The sequence below is a fragment of the Shewanella sp. BC20 genome, assembly GCF_003129585.1.
GTDB lineage: Bacteria > Pseudomonadota > Gammaproteobacteria > Enterobacterales > Shewanellaceae > Shewanella > Shewanella seohaensis.
Genome location: NZ_NHRI01000009.1, coordinates 20,783 through 36,653 on the forward strand (window position 1 = coordinate 20,783; position 15,871 = coordinate 36,653).

The 15,871-nt window shown below is 48.4% G+C and carries 13 protein-coding genes; 4 read left to right on the forward strand and 9 right to left on the reverse strand.

All coding sequences use genetic code 11. From position 1 onward, the window contains the following. Positions 1–64 precede the first annotated feature (64 nt). On the reverse strand, positions 65–1,672 hold the full coding sequence (locus CBX96_RS10795; protein WP_146194339.1) for an AbgT family transporter: 1,608 nt from the start codon (positions 1,670–1,672) through the stop codon (positions 65–67). Positions 1,673–2,138: 466 nt separating this feature from the next. Between CBX96_RS10795 and CBX96_RS10800 the strand changes: the two genes are divergently transcribed. The 3 genes from CBX96_RS10800 to CBX96_RS10810 are packed head-to-tail and all read left to right on the forward strand — an operon-like array spanning position 2,139 to position 4,503. Further along, entirely contained in the window at positions 2,139–2,705 is a 567-nt protein-coding gene (locus tag CBX96_RS10800; protein ID WP_011624553.1) for a LemA family protein, read from the forward strand. 50 nt (positions 2,706–2,755) lie between these two features. Next, a complete protein-coding gene (locus CBX96_RS10805) occupies positions 2,756–3,784 on the forward strand; it encodes a DUF3137 domain-containing protein (RefSeq protein WP_109286697.1) in 1,029 nt (342 codons plus the stop codon). After that, a complete protein-coding gene (locus CBX96_RS10810; protein ID WP_109286698.1) occupies positions 3,784–4,503 on the forward strand; it encodes a lytic transglycosylase domain-containing protein in 720 nt (239 codons plus the stop codon). Before CBX96_RS10805 ends, CBX96_RS10810 begins: the two co-directional genes overlap by 1 nt. Before the next feature lie 39 nt (positions 4,504–4,542). On the opposite strand, the gene CBX96_RS10815 is transcribed toward CBX96_RS10810, so the two are convergent. Then, a complete protein-coding gene (locus CBX96_RS10815; protein ID WP_109286699.1) occupies positions 4,543–5,388 on the reverse strand; it encodes a 23S rRNA (adenine(2030)-N(6))-methyltransferase RlmJ in 846 nt (281 codons plus the stop codon). 92 nt (positions 5,389–5,480) lie between these two features. Continuing rightward, the gene (locus tag CBX96_RS10820) at positions 5,481–7,745 is read right to left on the reverse strand and encodes an EAL domain-containing protein (protein WP_109286700.1); all 2,265 of its coding nucleotides are present in this window, start codon (positions 7,743–7,745) and stop codon (positions 5,481–5,483) included. A gap of 265 nt (positions 7,746–8,010) precedes the next feature. Between CBX96_RS10820 and CBX96_RS10825 the strand changes: the two genes are divergently transcribed. Next, complete coding sequence (locus CBX96_RS10825; protein ID WP_109286701.1) at positions 8,011–8,757, forward strand: class I SAM-dependent methyltransferase; 747 nt, start codon at positions 8,011–8,013, stop codon at positions 8,755–8,757. An 89-nt stretch (positions 8,758–8,846) separates the two neighbouring features. On the opposite strand, the gene CBX96_RS10830 is transcribed toward CBX96_RS10825, so the two are convergent. From CBX96_RS10830 to cyoA, 6 genes are all read right to left on the reverse strand, one after another. Then, on the reverse strand, positions 8,847–10,652 hold the full coding sequence (locus CBX96_RS10830; protein ID WP_109286702.1) for an amidohydrolase: 1,806 nt from the start codon (positions 10,650–10,652) through the stop codon (positions 8,847–8,849). A 195-nt stretch (positions 10,653–10,847) separates the two neighbouring features. Further along, the gene (gene cyoE / locus CBX96_RS10835) at positions 10,848–11,780 is read right to left on the reverse strand and encodes a heme o synthase (protein ID WP_109286703.1); all 933 of its coding nucleotides are present in this window, start codon (positions 11,778–11,780) and stop codon (positions 10,848–10,850) included. 13 nt (positions 11,781–11,793) lie between these two features. Further along, positions 11,794–12,135, reverse strand: coding sequence for a cytochrome o ubiquinol oxidase subunit IV (gene cyoD, locus CBX96_RS10840; RefSeq protein ID WP_023266130.1), 342 nt, complete (start codon positions 12,133–12,135; stop codon positions 11,794–11,796). Continuing rightward, positions 12,135–12,755 carry a cytochrome o ubiquinol oxidase subunit III gene (gene cyoC / locus CBX96_RS10845; protein ID WP_011718747.1) on the reverse strand — a complete coding sequence of 207 codons (621 nt, stop codon included), beginning with the start codon at positions 12,753–12,755 and terminating at the stop codon, positions 12,135–12,137. The genes cyoD and cyoC overlap by 1 nt, the downstream gene beginning before the upstream one ends. 1 nt (position 12,756) lies before the next feature. Continuing rightward, positions 12,757–14,736 carry a cytochrome o ubiquinol oxidase subunit I gene (cyoB, locus tag CBX96_RS10850; protein ID WP_088212523.1) on the reverse strand — a complete coding sequence of 660 codons (1,980 nt, stop codon included), beginning with the start codon at positions 14,734–14,736 and terminating at the stop codon, positions 12,757–12,759. A 2-nt stretch (positions 14,737–14,738) separates the two neighbouring features. Beyond that, the gene (gene cyoA, locus CBX96_RS10855) at positions 14,739–15,767 is read right to left on the reverse strand and encodes a ubiquinol oxidase subunit II (RefSeq protein WP_109286704.1); all 1,029 of its coding nucleotides are present in this window, start codon (positions 15,765–15,767) and stop codon (positions 14,739–14,741) included. Positions 15,768–15,871 lie beyond the last annotated feature (104 nt).

Consider the following 15,871-nt stretch of genomic DNA (forward strand, 5'->3'; position numbering starts at 1 on the left):
ATCAAAAAGGGCGTCGAGCTTAGCTTCGACGCCCTTTTGGTTAGGGATGGAGGCAGGCCTCAGCTTAAGGCGTGTAGTAAGTAGCTGCGCCTGGCCCCACAGGCAGACCAAAGCCAAACACCCACAGGAAGAAGAACGCCGTCCAGCCAACGAAAAACACTAAGGTGTACGGCAGCATAGTGGCGATAAGCGTGCCTATGCCAAGGTTTTTCTGGTAACGGCAAGCCACGGCCAAAATCAACCCGAAATAACTCATCATAGGCGTGACTAAGTTAGTCACTGAGTCGCCAATACGGTAGGCCGCTTGAATGGTTTCGGGCGCATAGCCGACTAACATCAGCATGGGCACAAAAATGGGGGCGGTAATGGCCCACTGGGCCGAAGCGCTACCCAGCATCAAGTTGATAAAGCCACAGATCATAATAAAAAACAGGAACAGGATTGGCCCGGTTAAGCCGATGGATTGCAGGGCATCGGCACCCAGCACGGCTAACACGGCGCCCAGATTACTCCAGTTAAAAAAGGCCACAAATTGCGCCGCAAAGAATACCAGTACGATATACAGCCCCATAGTGCTCATGCTGTGCGACATGGCATTGATAACGTCTTTGTCGTTATTAATGCTGCCAACAACCTTGCCGTAGACAAAACCTGGGATCGCAAAACAGATAAAGATAAAGGCGACAATGCCTTTGAGGAACGGCGAACCCGAGACCAGACCGGTTTTAGGATCGCGCAGTGGCGCGCCTTCTGGCACGACTGACAGCGCAAGGAATACCGCTAGCACCAGCATAGATAATCCCGCCCACTTGAGGCCGCGTTTTTCCAGCTCGGTGACATTGCCCATGGATTGATGCACGGTTTCATCGGCATCATCGCCCTGATACTTGCCCAATTTCGGCTCGACAATTTTCTCGGTCACAAAGGCGCCGAGGAAAGTGATCACAAAGGTCGAGACAAACATAAAGTACCAGTTAACCTCGGGGCCGACGTTGTAGTCGGGATCGATCATTCGCGCCGCCGCCTCAGTGATACCCGATAACAGTGGATCGACAGTACCAAGCAATAGGTTAGCGCTGTATCCCCCTGATACCCCAGCAAATGCTGCGGCAAGCCCCGCCAGTGGATGGCGACCTAAGGAGTGGAAGATCATCGCCGCCATGGGAATTAATACCACATATCCAAGCTCTGCCGCCGTGTTCGACATAATGCCGGCAAATACGATAGTTAACGTCACCAAACGCTTCGACGCGCCCATAACGAGTGCACGCATCGCCGCGGATAACAGTCCCGAACGCTCGGCGATACCCACACCCAGTAGGGCGACCAGCACAGTACCTAAGGGTGTAAAGCCAGTGAAGTTAGTGACTAAGTTGGACACTATCATCCGCAAGCCTTCGGCATTCATCAGGCTGACGACATGGATAAGCCCATCGGCACCTCGGCCGTGGGCGCCCTCGGGGCGCGGATCGGTTACTGTTAATCCGAAGTAGCCCGCAATGCCCGATACTAAGATCACGGCGACACAGAACAGGGCGAACAAGGTAATAGGATGGGGGAGTAGGTTCCCTAAGCGTTCGACAATATTAAGAAAACGGACAAACCAGCCGCGAGAACTCATGTCGTCGGCCTGTGGTGAATTGACGGGAATATCGTTGGATTTCGAGCTCATTCTCTTGCCTCTGTCGACCTTTGCTAGCGCATTCTTTACCCGGGAGCAGAATCGATGCGGCGTACTTGGCAGAGCTATGTCTGGCCCAAGTGGTTGGATTAACGCTAAGGTGAAAGTTAAAAAATTGGCCGAAAAGTATGATGGTTAAGCTTTAATTGAAACTTAAATGTTGCAACTGTGGCTGTGCGGCGGATTATGGGGGAAATGCGGGGTAAAAAAATGGACTCACTAGGAGTCCAGTATTCACGAGCAAAAAGGTTGCTCTTAACGTTGTGCATATACACTATAGCCTAGTTTTTCTGTATCCAAGCTGAATAATCTCGCTGGTCATTTTGTTGTTTAATGCTCTGACCAGAGTAGCTAAAGCTAATATTTCATTGCGTTAGCTATCGCTTTAGATGAAATTCTTGGCCATTTATGTTTAGCTGTACCCGTTGAGACTAAGAATAAACCCTAAGGATGGAAGATGGACAAACTGTTATTAGGATTAGCGCTGATTTTTATCGTCACCTACCTTTGGTACGTCAGCCTAGTCAAAAAGCGCAATACCGCCCTCGAAGCCCTGTCGGGAATCGATGTGCAGTTAGCCAAGCGCGCCGATCTTGTGCCCAATATCCTCAAAATCGCCAAGCGATTTATGGATCATGAAAAGTCATTACTCACTGAAATCACTGAGCTACGCACGCAATTAACCCGCAATTACAACAAGACAGATCCCAATGCGGTGAAAGAGCATATTGCGCAAGCCGAGAAGCTGAACGATAAAATGGGTGCCTTGATGGTAAGCGTTGAAAGCTATCCCGAGCTGAAGTCGGACAATACTATGCTCGAGGCGATGCAAACTTATAACGAGGTCGAAGCCCATATCTCCGCTGCCCGCCGTTTCTATAACTCGGCAGTGTCTGAGTTAAATACCGCCGTTGAGATTTTCCCCGGGTCGATTATTGCGTCGATGGCAAACATTAAGGTGATGCCATTCTACGAGGTGAATGAAGCCTCTAAAGCGCCGATAGACGCGGCGGACTATCTGTAATCCTTCGATATTTGCGGGGCCAAGATAGGCTCCGCAAACATATTAACTGAATGAATATACTCACCTTTATCTTAGGTAGTCCCATCAAGGCTCAGCGACAGGCGGCAAGATTGTCAGCCGACGCTTCGGATAGGGCGTCGCTGCAGGAGTACTACGATACCCAACTGGCGCCGCTCGCCGCCCGCTATGAAACTAAGCGCGTCAACAGCCTTAAGGCGACACGTAAACGCTTATATCTTAGTTTGGCGATAGTCGTAGGTCTCGTGCTGTTAGCGCTATTGGGGCATAGCCGTGGGCTCATGCTGTTTCCGCTGCCGTTGGTCGCGCTATTGGGATTAGGGTTTTGGAGTTTTACACCGACTCGGCAGTTTAAGCGGCAAGTACAGCAAGAAATTTATCCCATCATGTTTAAGTACTTTGGTGAGGATTTTATCTACAACCGCGAGATGCGCCTCGACATGAATCGCCTCAGTGCGGCTAAGGTGCTACCTAATTACGATAAGGCGAGCTTTGGTGATTATATTCAAGGCCAATACAAGGGCATCGAGTTAGTCGTCAATGAGTTAACCCTAACCAAAGACGTGCGAGTGGAGGAGTGGGACGGCAATAAACGCCGCACCGTGACCCGCACCGAGACCCGCTTTCGCGGCACTGTGGTTGAGCTAAGTAGCCATAAGCAATTTATTGGTCATACCGTGGTATTGAAGGATCGCGGTGGACTGGCAAATTTCTTATCCGACAGCCACTCAGGGCTGCAGAGGGTGAAGCTTGAAGATCCTTTGTTCGAAAAAGAGTTCGATGTGTTTTCAACGGATCAGATCGAGTCGCGCTATTTGCTCAATACCGCCTTTATGGAGCGCTTGCAGCAATTGGCAAAATCCTTCGATGGGGATATTCAATGCGCCTTCTTCCGCAATCGTTTGATCTTGTTTTTGCCAAATCGTCGCAGTCGTTTCCAGATGCAATCTATCTTCGACAGTGCTAATTTTTCGGCCGAATTTAGCCAGTTAAACCGTGAGATGAAGCAACTCTTTGCTATTATTGAAGTACTTAAACTAAACGAACACACGGGACTTTGATGCCAGCAACGCATTCTTCGCCACTTTGCCTTAAGTCGGTAGCCATCATTAGCCTTGGTTTGTGGTTGGCTTGGGGAAGTGTTGCGGCCGCGTTTGCCGATGAAGCCAAGCCTAAGCCTCGTATTGTGGCCCGTTATTCTGAAAGCGGTATTGTGAGTAACACTGGGCAAGAAAAAGTCAAAGTTTATCAATATCTACAGGCCAATGGTGTCACGGCTTTTACCGATAAAGCGCCGACCACCAATGAGTATCAAATCCTGCTCTATGACTGCTTTGCCTGTCGTCCTGACTCCAAAATTGACTGGAATGGTATTCGGCTGTTTACCCGCAATTACGATAGTTTGATCAGCCGTGCGGCCCATAAACATCAATTAGACCCTGCACTTATCCGCGCCGTGATCCACGCTGAGTCGGCCTTTAATGCCAGAGCATTGTCGCGTACTGGCGCAATGGGCCTGATGCAATTAATGCCCGAAACCGCCAAAGAGATGGGCGTGACCAATGCCTTTTTGCCGGAGGAGAATATTCTCGGCGGTAGTAAGTATTTGGCGCAAATGCTAAAACAGTTCAATGGTGATATTGCATTGGCCTGCGCCGCCTACAATGCGGGGCCAACCACAGTGACCCAATACAACGGTATTCCTCCCTATCCAGAAACCCAAGCCTATGTGGAACGGGTGCAAATTCTGCTAAAACGTTACCGCAGCGCCAAAGTCTAGCTGCTCTGGTGCATGCGGTGATGACACGATAGGAATTGATTATTCGCCAACTTCCCATTTAACGATGACATTGCCATCGGCTTGGCCTAAGTTTTTGCCGAGGTAATCGAGCATCTCAGTCGCGATTTCATCCAGTTGCCAAGGTGGGTTAATCACCCATAGTCCCGCGGCTGTCATGCCAAATTCATTGGAGTCCGGTTTGATTGCCTGTTCGATACGTAACTGGCGCTTAATACCGCTACCAGCTAAGCGGGAAAGCATTTCTTCCGTCTGCGCGCGGTTGACTACGGGATACCAGAGCATAAATACGCCCGTAGCAAAGCGTTTGTGCGCCTTGATTAAGGTCTCGGCGACCGTTTGATAGTCGGTCTTAATCTCATAACTGGGATCGACAAGTACCAGTGCGCGGCGCTCTAGTGGCGGTACCGCAGCAATCAATCCTTTAAGGCCGTCGCCCTTGATGACTTTTACCTGCTTATCCTGCTCGAAATACTCATCCAGCAGCAGATGATCGGTGCCGTGCAGCTCGTGCAGCAGCATACGATCCTTCGGCCCCAGCTCCATATCGATAATGGCGGGAGAACCTGGGTAAAAGTTGAGTTCTTCTGGATTGTCTTCATTAAAGTGACGCACCGCATCTACATAATCCTGCAGGGATTTTGGCAGATCGGTTTTATTCCAAAGCTTAGCTACGCCTTCGAGGTATTCACCCGTCTTCTGAGCAAACTCATCCGTTAACGCATAACCGCCGGCACCTGCATGGGTATCGATATAGACTAAGGGTTTGTCTTTCTTATGCATTAACTGCAAAGTTTGCAGCAAAATAGCGTGTTTCAGCACATCGGCATAATTGCCGGCGTGATAACCGTGGCGGTAACTTAACATGGAGGATCCTAGTTATTTGCAAACAATGCAAAGGGAGGCAAACGCATGTGGGCAATTATACCTAGGATGCCTTAAAGCGTAAAACGAATGCCTCAGTTAGCCGTTTTTTTCTGTGCTAACCAGTGGGTTGGGGTTTGCATTTGATAGGTTTTTAGCCACAACGAGGCTGGTGCAGGTTTGCCAAATAAGTAGCCTTGGAATTGTTCACACCCCAGTGCTGTGAGCTGTATCAATTGGGTTTCAGTTTCAATCCCCTCGGCAATTACATGCAGTTTTAAACTCTTCGCCAACAGAATTGCCGCGTTGACAATTTGCGTGTGGCGCTCGCTAATGCCGAGCTGGCTAACAAAGTAGCGATCAATTTTTATTGTATCGGCGCTTATGTCAATCAGCTGGCTTAAGGAAGCATGGCCTGTGCCGAAATCGTCGATCGCAATGGAAACGCCCATTCTCGCGAGTGTGTTTAAGCGTCTGCCAGTTTCTTTGTGGGTGGAAAACACTGAGGTTTCGGTGATTTCAATTTCTAAAATTGGAATGAGTTCTGGATGGTTAATATATGTCTGGATCAGTACCTTGAAGAATCGATCCGACAAAATATCTTGTCCCGATAGGTTGAAGGCAATCTTAGTCATAGGGACATTTTTGGGCCAAGCACGGATCAATTGAAGTAATTGCCGAAACACTTTAATGGCGAAAATCGCCTGCAACTGTGATGACTCTATGATGGGGATAAAGGTGCTGGGCATGATCATACTGCCGTCTTTGTCGAACATTCTGGCGAGCGCTTCAAAGCTAATAATATGCCCATCTGCCAACACTTTTGGTTGCAGCCACAGTTCCAGTCGGTTGTGTTTTAGCGCGTCGCGGATTTTGCTTTCTTGCGAGGATGCCTCAAGTAAATTGTTAATCAAGCCAACGTAATACACCATAACTGGGTTGGCTTGGGTGGTTTGTTTAATGGCAATCAAGCATTGCTCGGCGGCTTGCTGCGGAGCGGATTTATGGCCAGAACTACAGCCAACACGGCATTCTAAATGGTATTCAATCTGTTGTTCTTGCTTAAGTTTTAAACTTGTCGGAATGCGAAGACGTAATTGCGGTGCGAGCGTCTCTGGCGAGATGAGTGGTAGTTCGGTAAATTCCAGGGCAAAGGATGCACCTCTAAAGCGATATATTTTGGCCTGATGGCTGAAGCGCTCTTTAAGCTCTAAGGCAAAGGCTTTGAGGATGGCATCTCCCACGCTGATGCCAAAGGCGGCATTAATTTGGCTTAGATTATCGATCTTAACCAAGGCGACTGTCATTTCCTGGTGGGCGGCACTTGGTGTCGGGTTATACCAGTGGTTCTCGTTGGGTAAGCCAGTGACTAAATCGTAAAAATGGGTACTGATATGGTGCTTTTTGAGTCGATTGAGTTCGAGCTCATGATTGGCTTGTGCCGTGATATCGTGGCAGTGAAACAGCAAGGTATCATGGTGCTCTAATGAGGCTTTTTGTAGTAGATATCGGCTGCCGCTATTGTGCTTTAAACGGGTATGGAATGAGGCGGCCAACAAATTCGTACTGGTATCTTGGTCCACTTCAAAAATATCACACAGGCGAGTGCGATTAAGTGTGACATCTCCTGCGATTTGTTTTGCCGCATTATTCAAGTTGAGGATCACTCCATCTTCATTACAGAAGAAGGAGGCAGTGCCATTATTGTCAAAGATTTCAGCATATTGATCTAAAGAGCGTTGCAGCGCGTGTTGATGCTGGATCATTTGCTGCGCATGGACTTTCTGGGTTTTTAACAACCGCATGGCTGACAACGGGATACAAATATTGAAAAACATAAACAACAGCCCGTTGAGGTAAGCGTGGGTCGCTGGCAGGCTAATATCGACATCGACAATAGGCGGGAGATTCTGGTTACGCAGTAGCAATAAGAAAGGCAGCACATTGAAGCACATCATCCAGAAGGCGACTTTTCTACCAAACAGGAAAAGCACCATCAGCGGCAGCGTATACAGGAAGGTAATGCCTGCCTGCGACAAGGTAAAATCTGGAATAAACAACAGTATTGCCAAGCAGGCCGCGACCACCATGGCCAGCAAGCTGATTGAGCTCGCCAGCAAATACCGACGGGTAAACCATAATGCGAGAAATAAGACGGTTAAAAAACTGACCGTAATGCCAATAATAAAGCTGAGGTTGAATTCATATGCGATCAATGAGCTGTGCAGCACTATGCTGGTGGTCAGAATGGCACCACTCAACAAAATAATCCGCAATAAACTAGTTTTTAATATGGTTCTATCGGGGTTTAAAAAGTCTTGCTCCCTGATAAACAAAAAACCTTTCAGCCAGTTAAGCAAAAAATGTCCTTATTCCGCATGGAAGTCACAAGGTTGGCTCGGAACAAAACATATAACACAAATCGCTAAACTGTTATATAAATAGATTTTTGCCCTTATCAATCAGTTAATTACATTGTGACTCATGTTTGAGTTTCCCTAAGATGGCTTAGACAAATTGACTCATAGAATAATGAGCATTAACAAGATGATTGACGGAGTTACATATTCACGAAGCAGATTTTTAGGCATAATAGCCATCATTTTGTTGCTTTGAAGATAGCCTGTGACTCCGATTTTTTTTAATCAGCAATTTCCAACTCTTGTGGACATTTGTGCCCGTTGGCAACTGGTTTTTGATGCCGATGCGCCGTTTGAATTGCGTTTTGAATCAGACACCTTGACGCTACATAAGCGCGATGAGCCTAAGCTCGATGGCATAGTAGTGGATTTTGTGACTGGCGCGGTTGCCCATAGACGCAAGTTTGGTGGCGGTCGTGGGCAGTCGATTGCTAAGGCTGTTGGGTTAAAGCAGGGCGTTACGCCAAAAGTGGTCGATGGTACTGCGGGCCTCGGTCGCGATGCCTTTGTGCTGGCAAGTTTAGGTTGCACTGTGACTATGGTGGAGCGCCATCCTGTAGTGGCCGTATTATTAGAAGATGGCCTGCGCCGTGCCTATCAAGATGCCGAAATCGGCGACTGGATGCGTGAACGTATGCAGCTTTTCCATGGTTCTAGCCTCGAAGCACTCGCCAAATTGGAGCAAGAGGTTGATGTGGTCTACCTCGACCCTATGTATCCCCACCGCGACAAATCAGCCTTAGTCAAAAAAGAAATGCGTGTCTTTCAAACCTTAGTCGGTGCGGATCTCGACGCCGATGGATTGCTCGCCCCAGCCATGGCTCTAGCCAGTAAGCGTGTAGTGGTGAAGCGCCCCGATTATGCTGAAGACCTCGCCGGCGTTAAGCCCAGTATGGTTATCGAAACTAAGAAAAACCGCTTCGATGTCTATGTAAAATTGGCAATGAAGTAAATCTTTGGTGAGTCATGGTTTTGGCAATTTACTAAATGAGAGGTGTAGATAGGAGTAAAATTCTCCTACCTACATTTTTACTTGATAGCTTAATGGGGGTGATGCAATAGACCTGTCGTGACCATGGTTGTTGTAGCAATGGTTTGGCAACGAGCCGATTCAATGCAACTTCCACTATTAGCGCTGTTCTGACCGTCAAGTTTATAGACTGTTTTTCCTTCTTTAATCGTTTCTAGTACCTGAATATCAGCTAAGGCTTCTGGCGTAATTTGTAGTGGATTGTCAGACAAAATAACGAAGTCAGCAAGTTTATCAATCTCAATTGAGCCTTTATTTTTTTCCTCTTTATACTGAGTCGCGGCCCAAATAGTTTGGGATTTTAGGCCTTCCAATGGTGATGCTTTTTGTGCTGGGCCTAACACTCGACCTGTTCTGCTAGTACGGTTAACTGTTGCTGAGTAGACCCGCATCGAGTTTGGTAATGCTACGGGGGAGTCGTGGTGAGAGGTGTATATCATCCCGATTTCTCGCGCCCAGCCTATAGGTGAGATGTCTTGTGCTCGCTCTTTGCCTAATACGGAGTCCATATGCCAATCACCCCAATAAAAGGTGTGCATTGGGAAGAAAGAGGGAAATATGCCAAGGCGCTTAAAGCTCTTTACTTGATCTTTGCGAGCGGTTTGCGCATGGATAGCGATAAAGCCTCTATCGGGTTTGCCTTGTTTGCTTTCGCTTGCTTCGACTCCTTTGAGCAGTTGATCGATAGCTGCATCTCCATTGACATGGGTCAGCAATTGCCAACCTTTGCTCTGGGCTAGTGCAATATATTCGGCGGCCTTTTCATCGGTCATACTGGGATAGCCTTTATATCCCTGTGTTTGCCCAACAGGTGGTATCAAGTATGGCTTTGTTAACCATGCGGTTTTTCCTTGAGGAGAACCATCAAGGTTTAATTTGGCACCAGCGACTCTAAAGCCATTATTGTATTCTGCTGAGTAATAGGGGGGAACGATGACATCCTGCGCGGTTTGAATATCGGGATAAGCGGCGACATCAATAGGCAGTTTGCGTTGTTGCGCGAGGTTATACATGGTTTTAACTGCGGAGCTAGAGGCGCGTCCTTCTTGAGCTGTGGTATAGCCAAAGCTGGCGTAGAGTTTCATCCCAGCATTAAAGATGGCTTCATTTTCTTGTTCATTTAGTTTGGCAAACAGTGGTAGCAGAGTGCCAAAGAAAGCGGTTTCCTCTAATACTCCATTGGGTGTTTTCCCGTCTGCTTCGCGGCGAATTTTGCCCCCTTCAGGATCTTTACTGTCAGAGTTAAACCCCGCGAGTGCTAATCCCTTGCTGTTTAAGGTGGCTAAATGACCCGATTGATGAATGATGAGGACAGGGATGTCTTCTGATACTTCATCTAGCTCTTGGCGCGTTGGGTGTCTTTGTTCGGCTAATTGTGAATCGTCGTAACCAAATCCGAGGATGATGCCGTGCTGAGCATTTTCGGTTTTTTTCGCCCAAGAGATTAGAGCTTGCTGCAGTGTCGCAATGTTATCAACGTGTCCATCAGGGGCTGCGAGCAGATTTGCTGATAGCGCTTGGATCCCTGTATTGAAGACATGACCATGACCGTCGATAAAACCTGGGATCAGCGTTTTACCATTGAGATTGATCACTTGAGTGTTATTGTCTTTGAGTTTTAACAGTTCCGATGCTTTGCCAACGGCAAGAATGCGCCCATTCTTTACCGCTAATGCCTCTGCTGTTGGGGCAGAGTCATTCACTGTTATTATATTGCCGCCCATATAAATTGTTTCGGCACTGGGTTTTGGTGGACTCGATGCTTGTACGAATGAGCTCAAGCTTAAACAGACTATGGCTGATGATATCAATTTCATCGAATACTCCCTGTAATAATGCACATAAACGTTTATAGGCGTTTGATATTGTAGTCCAATAAACTTCGATGGCTGAGATTGCCGTCATTAAACGGTACTAAAGTATTGGGAAGTTCGTAAATCTGACGATAGTCTTACGGCAATAAAAAAGCGCTAACCTAGGTTAGCGCTTTTGTTTTTGAATAAAGGTTATGTTTATCGCACTAAGGTAAACAGTGGGGTTTGACTGACCGCTTGAAAATCCAGCGCCATGGTTACACTGAGTGCTGTGATGGTAATAATTGAAAAACCAAACACTTGTCTGGCCCAACGTGGCATATCCACATCTTGACGATAACCTTTGAGGGCCATAGTTAGCCACCAAAGGCTGGTGGCACAGGTCACGGCCATAAAGGCGGTGCCTGTGTAACCTGCGAGTGGCAGCATGGTGCTGACCAAGGCGAACACTGCGATATAGAGCACTATATGGTGCTTCGCCTTGGCCATCCCTTCGGCGACTGGCAGCACGGGGATCTTCGCGGCTGCATAGTCATTAAAGCGGAAAATCGCGATGGCGTAGGAGTGTGGCATCTGCCAGAGGCTGAACATCAGCAATAAAATCACTGCGCCCATATCCATTTGCCCCGTCACGCTGCAATAGCCCACCACGGGCGGTACTGCGCCCGAAAAGCTGCCGACTAAGGTGCCGTAAACCGAGTTTCGCTTCATATAGAGGCTATAAATCCCGACATAAACGACATAACCAATAGCGGCAAACAGCAGGGCTAAGGCATTGGTGAACAAGGCTAAGATGCCAAATCCAAGCACGCCTAAGGCGATGCCAAACAGCAAGACATGGCTTAGGGGGATTTCACCCGTGACGGTGACGCGTTTGCAGGTGCGCTGCATTTTGGCGTCAATGTCACGGTCAATACAGTTATTAATCGCACAGCCTGAGGCGACGACTAAGGATAATCCCACTAAGCTTGCCAGCATCAAGACTAGATCCACATCGCCCTTCGCGGCCAATAGGAAGCCGCCAGCAACGGAAATCAGATTCCCGAAAATGATGCCAGGCTTAGTCACCTGTACATACCCTTTGAAGCGTGCTTTCCATTGCGTCGATGTCAATCTAGCTTGTGCGTTCATTTGCTGTGTCTCGTTACATCATCAAAGCGTTAGCTTCGAGAATGATCCATACCGACAAGCCAACCACCATCACGATGATCAGTGCGGTAAATAGGAAAGAGAAGGTGTTGATCTTGCCTTCCTTAGAGAAGTCCAAGTGCAGGAAGTACTTAAGGTGTACTAAAATCTGCACCAGTGCAGTGACAACGACGATGGCAAGCGTCGTCGATTGCTCGAAGTGATGGGTCATTACCGCCCAGAATGGGATGGCAGTTAACACCACTGACAGCACAAAACCGACTAAGTAGGACTTGATGCTGGCGGCCAGATCGTCTGCGCCATGGCTATGATCATGCGAATGAGTATGTGCGCCCATTACAATGCTCCCAATAAGTACACAACGGTGAATACGCAAATCCACACGATGTCGAGGAAATGCCAGAACAAGCTTAAGCAGCTCAGGCGAGTGATACTGCGGTTGCCTAAGCCCGTTTTGGCGACTTCTATCATCATGATTGCCATCCAAATTAACCCTGCGGTCACGTGCAAGCCGTGCATACCCACTAAGGTGAAGAAAGATGACAGGAAGGCGCTGCGTTGTGGGCCGTTGCCATGTTCGATCAGGTGATGGAACTCATAGACTTCCATACCGATAAACACACAGCCCAGTGCAAAGGTAATGGCTAACCAAGTGAGGGTTGCTGCCTTGTTGTGGCGCTTAGCGAAAATCAAGGCAAAGCCATAGGTAATACTACTGAGCAGCAGGGCTGCGGTTTCGATCAGCACAAAGTCCAGTTCGAAAATGTCTTTACCCGATACACCGCCGTCGGTGTTCATATAGAGCACGGCGTAGGTGGCGAATACCGAAGCAAACAGGATGCAGTCGGTCATCAGGTAGAGCCAAAAACCAAACAGGGTGTTGCCACCCGTGTCATGGTGCTCGTGGTGCTCCTCGGCGTGAGCAACTTCTAAATCAGCTGGGATTGCAACACTCATATCAGCCCCTTACTACATTGTTTAAGTGAGCATTTTCAATGCGTGCCACTTCATCGGGTTGAACGTAATAGTCCACATCGTTGTTATAAGCACGGAATAAGAACACGATAAACGCGCCCACCATGCCCACAATCGCGAGCCACAGAATGTGCCAAATCGCAGCAAAACCAGCGGCAGTAATGCCCAGCGCCATTAAGATACCGCTTGGGGTATTTTTCGGCATATGAATTGGCTGATAGTGTTTGAGGCGTTGATAGGCAGTGCCTTTTTCTTTGGCATCGGTAAAGGCATCGATATCAGACACTTGTGGCAACTTAGCAAAGTTGTAGAACTGTGGTGGTGATGCGGTTGACCATTCCAGCGTGTGGCCATTCCATGGGTCGCCCGTGGTGTCACGGTTTTGGTCGCGGTCACGGATACTCACGTACAGTTGCACGAATTGCAGAATGATCCCGACCATGATGATGCAAGCACCCACGGCAGCGATATAGATCCACAGGTTCCATGCTGGGTTATCAATGTGGTTGATACGGCGAGTCATACCCATAAAACCGAGTACATACAGCGGCATAAAGGCCACATAGAAACCAATCTGCCAGCACCAGAATGACGCTTTACCTAAACGCTCATTTAAGTGGAAACCCGTCGCTTTCGGGAACCAGTAAGCAAAACCAGCTAAGTAACCGAACACGGCACCACCGATAATGGTGTTATGGAAGTGAGCGATCAGGAACAAGCTGTTGTGCAGTACGTAGTCGGCACCAGGTACGGCCAATAACACGCCCGTCATACCACCAATGGTGAAAGTCACCATAAAGCCTAAGGTCCACAGCACTGGCACGGTTAAGCGCAGGCGGCCGCGGTAAATGGTGAACAACCAGTTAAACAGTTTTACCCCAGTCGGGACCGCAATCACCATGGTCATCACGCCGAAGAAGGCGTTGACGTTGGCGCTCGAGCCCATGGTAAAGAAGTGGTGTAACCACACGATAAAACCGAGGATCGAAATCGCGCCACTGGCCCATACCATTGAGGAATAGCCGAACAGACGCTTAGAGGTAAAGGTTGAAATCACATCCGAGAAGATACCGAACGCAGGTAAAATCAGGATGTACACTTCAGGGTGACCCCAAGCCCAGAACAGGTTGATATACATCATGGCGTTACCACCACCATCATTGGTGAAGAAGTGGAAACCCATGTAGCGATCGAGTGTTAACAGCGCTAAAACCGCGGTCAGGATCGGGAACGACGCCACGATCAGGATGTTGGCCCAAGTACAAGTCCAAGTGAAGATAGGCATTTGCATCAGCTTCATGCCTGGAGCGCGCATCTTAAGCACAGTCGCGATAAAGTTGACCCCAGTTAAGGTTGTCCCTATCCCCGAAATCTGCAGCGCCCAGATATAGTAATCGACCCCTACGCCCGGACTGTAAGCCAGCTCAGACAACGGCGGGTAAGCTACCCAACCGGTACGGGCGAATTCACCTAAACCTAATGAAATATTGATCAGCACGGCGCCAGACGCGGTTAACCAGAAGCTGAGGTTGTTCAAGAAGGGGAAGGCAACGTCGCGGGCACCGATTTGCAGTGGCAGCACTAAGTTCATTAGACCGATCATAAATGGCATCGCCATAAAGATAATCATGATCACGCCGTGGGCAGTGAAGATTTGGTCGTAATGTTCAGGCGGCAGATAACCTGCGGCGCCATTGGTGGCCAGTGCCTGTTGGGTACGCATCATGATGGCGTCGGAAAAACCGCGGATCAGCATGATGAAGGCAAGCACTATGTACATGATACCGAGGCGTTTATGGTCAACCGAGGTTAACCAGTCGTGCCAAAGCACGCCCCATTTTTTGTGTTTAGTGATCAAGGCTGCGACGTACAGGCCTATCACGGCAACAACCGCAAGGGTCACCATGATGATAGGCTCATGATACGGGATCGCATCTAAGCTTAATTTACCGAGAAAAGACATGATTACTCCGCCTCCACTTGGTGAGTGGATGAGTGTTCTGTTGATGAAGTGTCAGAATGGGTTGAGCTTTCCATGTCGGCCATCTTCTGTTCGCTCGCCATATGCGCCATATCGTGGTGCATGCCAGCCATATTGTGGTCGGCACTCATGTGTTCCATACCTTCATGGCCTGCCATGTGCTCGTTTGAGTCCATGTGCATGTATTGCATAACGATTTGATCGAACATGCCGTGACTAACTGAGCCAAAGTATTCAACAGGATTGTTTTCACTCTTCTGTGCTAAGGCTTGGTAAGTCGCAGAGTCTAAGGTCTTAGTCGCCTGTTGTTTTGCCTTGGCTACCCAAGCATCGAAGTCGGCCGCCGTTGGCGTGGCAATGGCTTTAAACTTCATGCCCGCAAAACCTGCGCCGCTATAGTTAGCGGAAATACCGTCATAGGTACCGGGTTCGTTGGCAATCAGGTGCAACTTAGTCGTCATCCCAGCCATTGAGTAGATTTGGCTACCTAACTGCGGGATAAAGAAAGAGTTCATTGCGGTATCAGAGGTGATCTTAAAGTTCACTGGTACGTTCGCTGGGAAAGCCAGTTCGTTTACCGATGCAACACCTTGTTCTGGATAGATAAACAACCATTTCCAGTCCATAGAAACCACTTCAACCGTAATTGGCTTGGCCTCGTGTTCGAGTGGTTTATAAGGGTCGAGATCATGGGTCGAGCCCCAAGTAATCACGCCCAAAATCACAACGATCACAATAGGCACAATCCAAACCACGGTTTCAATCGCGCTTGAATGGGACCATTTTGGGGCGTAAACCTCATGATCTCGGCCATCGCGGTATTTCCATGCGAAGAACAAAGTCATGAAGATCACGGGAATAACCACAATCAGCATGAGTAGGGTAGCGATGATGATCAGGTGCTTTTCATCGACACCGATCTGGCCCTTGGGATCCAATACGCCGCCATCACAGCCTGCGAGCATCAGGGCTATCGCCGCGAATGCTACTTTACTTAAATTTCGAATTAACAAAGGAAGATTCCTCTAACCCTAAGGTTTACAACTCTGCCCAGAGAGATTGGCAGTAGCATTGAGCGGCGTTATCCGAAGGCAAATCCGAAAGTGGCTCGAGCGCG

Bases quoted from the DNA above. Each gene is read 5' to 3' on its own strand.
- cyoD (WP_023266130.1), bottom strand. From the start codon at position 12,135: ATGGGCGCACATACTCATTCGCATGATCATAGCCATGGCGCAGACGAT.
- CBX96_RS10810 (WP_109286698.1), top strand. From the start codon at position 3,784: ATGCCAGCAACGCATTCTTCGCCACTTTGCCTTAAGTCGGTAGCCATC.
- CBX96_RS10805 (WP_109286697.1), top strand. From the start codon at position 2,756: ATGAATATACTCACCTTTATCTTAGGTAGTCCCATCAAGGCTCAGCGA.
- cyoB (WP_088212523.1), bottom strand. From the start codon at position 14,736: ATGTCTTTTCTCGGTAAATTAAGCTTAGATGCGATCCCGTATCATGAG.
- CBX96_RS10815 (WP_109286699.1), bottom strand. From the start codon at position 5,388: ATGTTAAGTTACCGCCACGGTTATCACGCCGGCAATTATGCCGATGTG.
- cyoE (WP_109286703.1), bottom strand. From the start codon at position 11,780: ATGAACGCACAAGCTAGATTGACATCGACGCAATGGAAAGCACGCTTC.
- cyoC (WP_011718747.1), bottom strand. From the start codon at position 12,755: ATGAGTGTTGCAATCCCAGCTGATTTAGAAGTTGCTCACGCCGAGGAG.
- CBX96_RS10795 (WP_146194339.1), bottom strand. From the start codon at position 1,672: ATGAGCTCGAAATCCAACGATATTCCCGTCAATTCACCACAGGCCGAC.
- CBX96_RS10830 (WP_109286702.1), bottom strand. From the start codon at position 10,652: ATGAAATTGATATCATCAGCCATAGTCTGTTTAAGCTTGAGCTCATTC.
- CBX96_RS10800 (WP_011624553.1), top strand. From the start codon at position 2,139: ATGGACAAACTGTTATTAGGATTAGCGCTGATTTTTATCGTCACCTAC.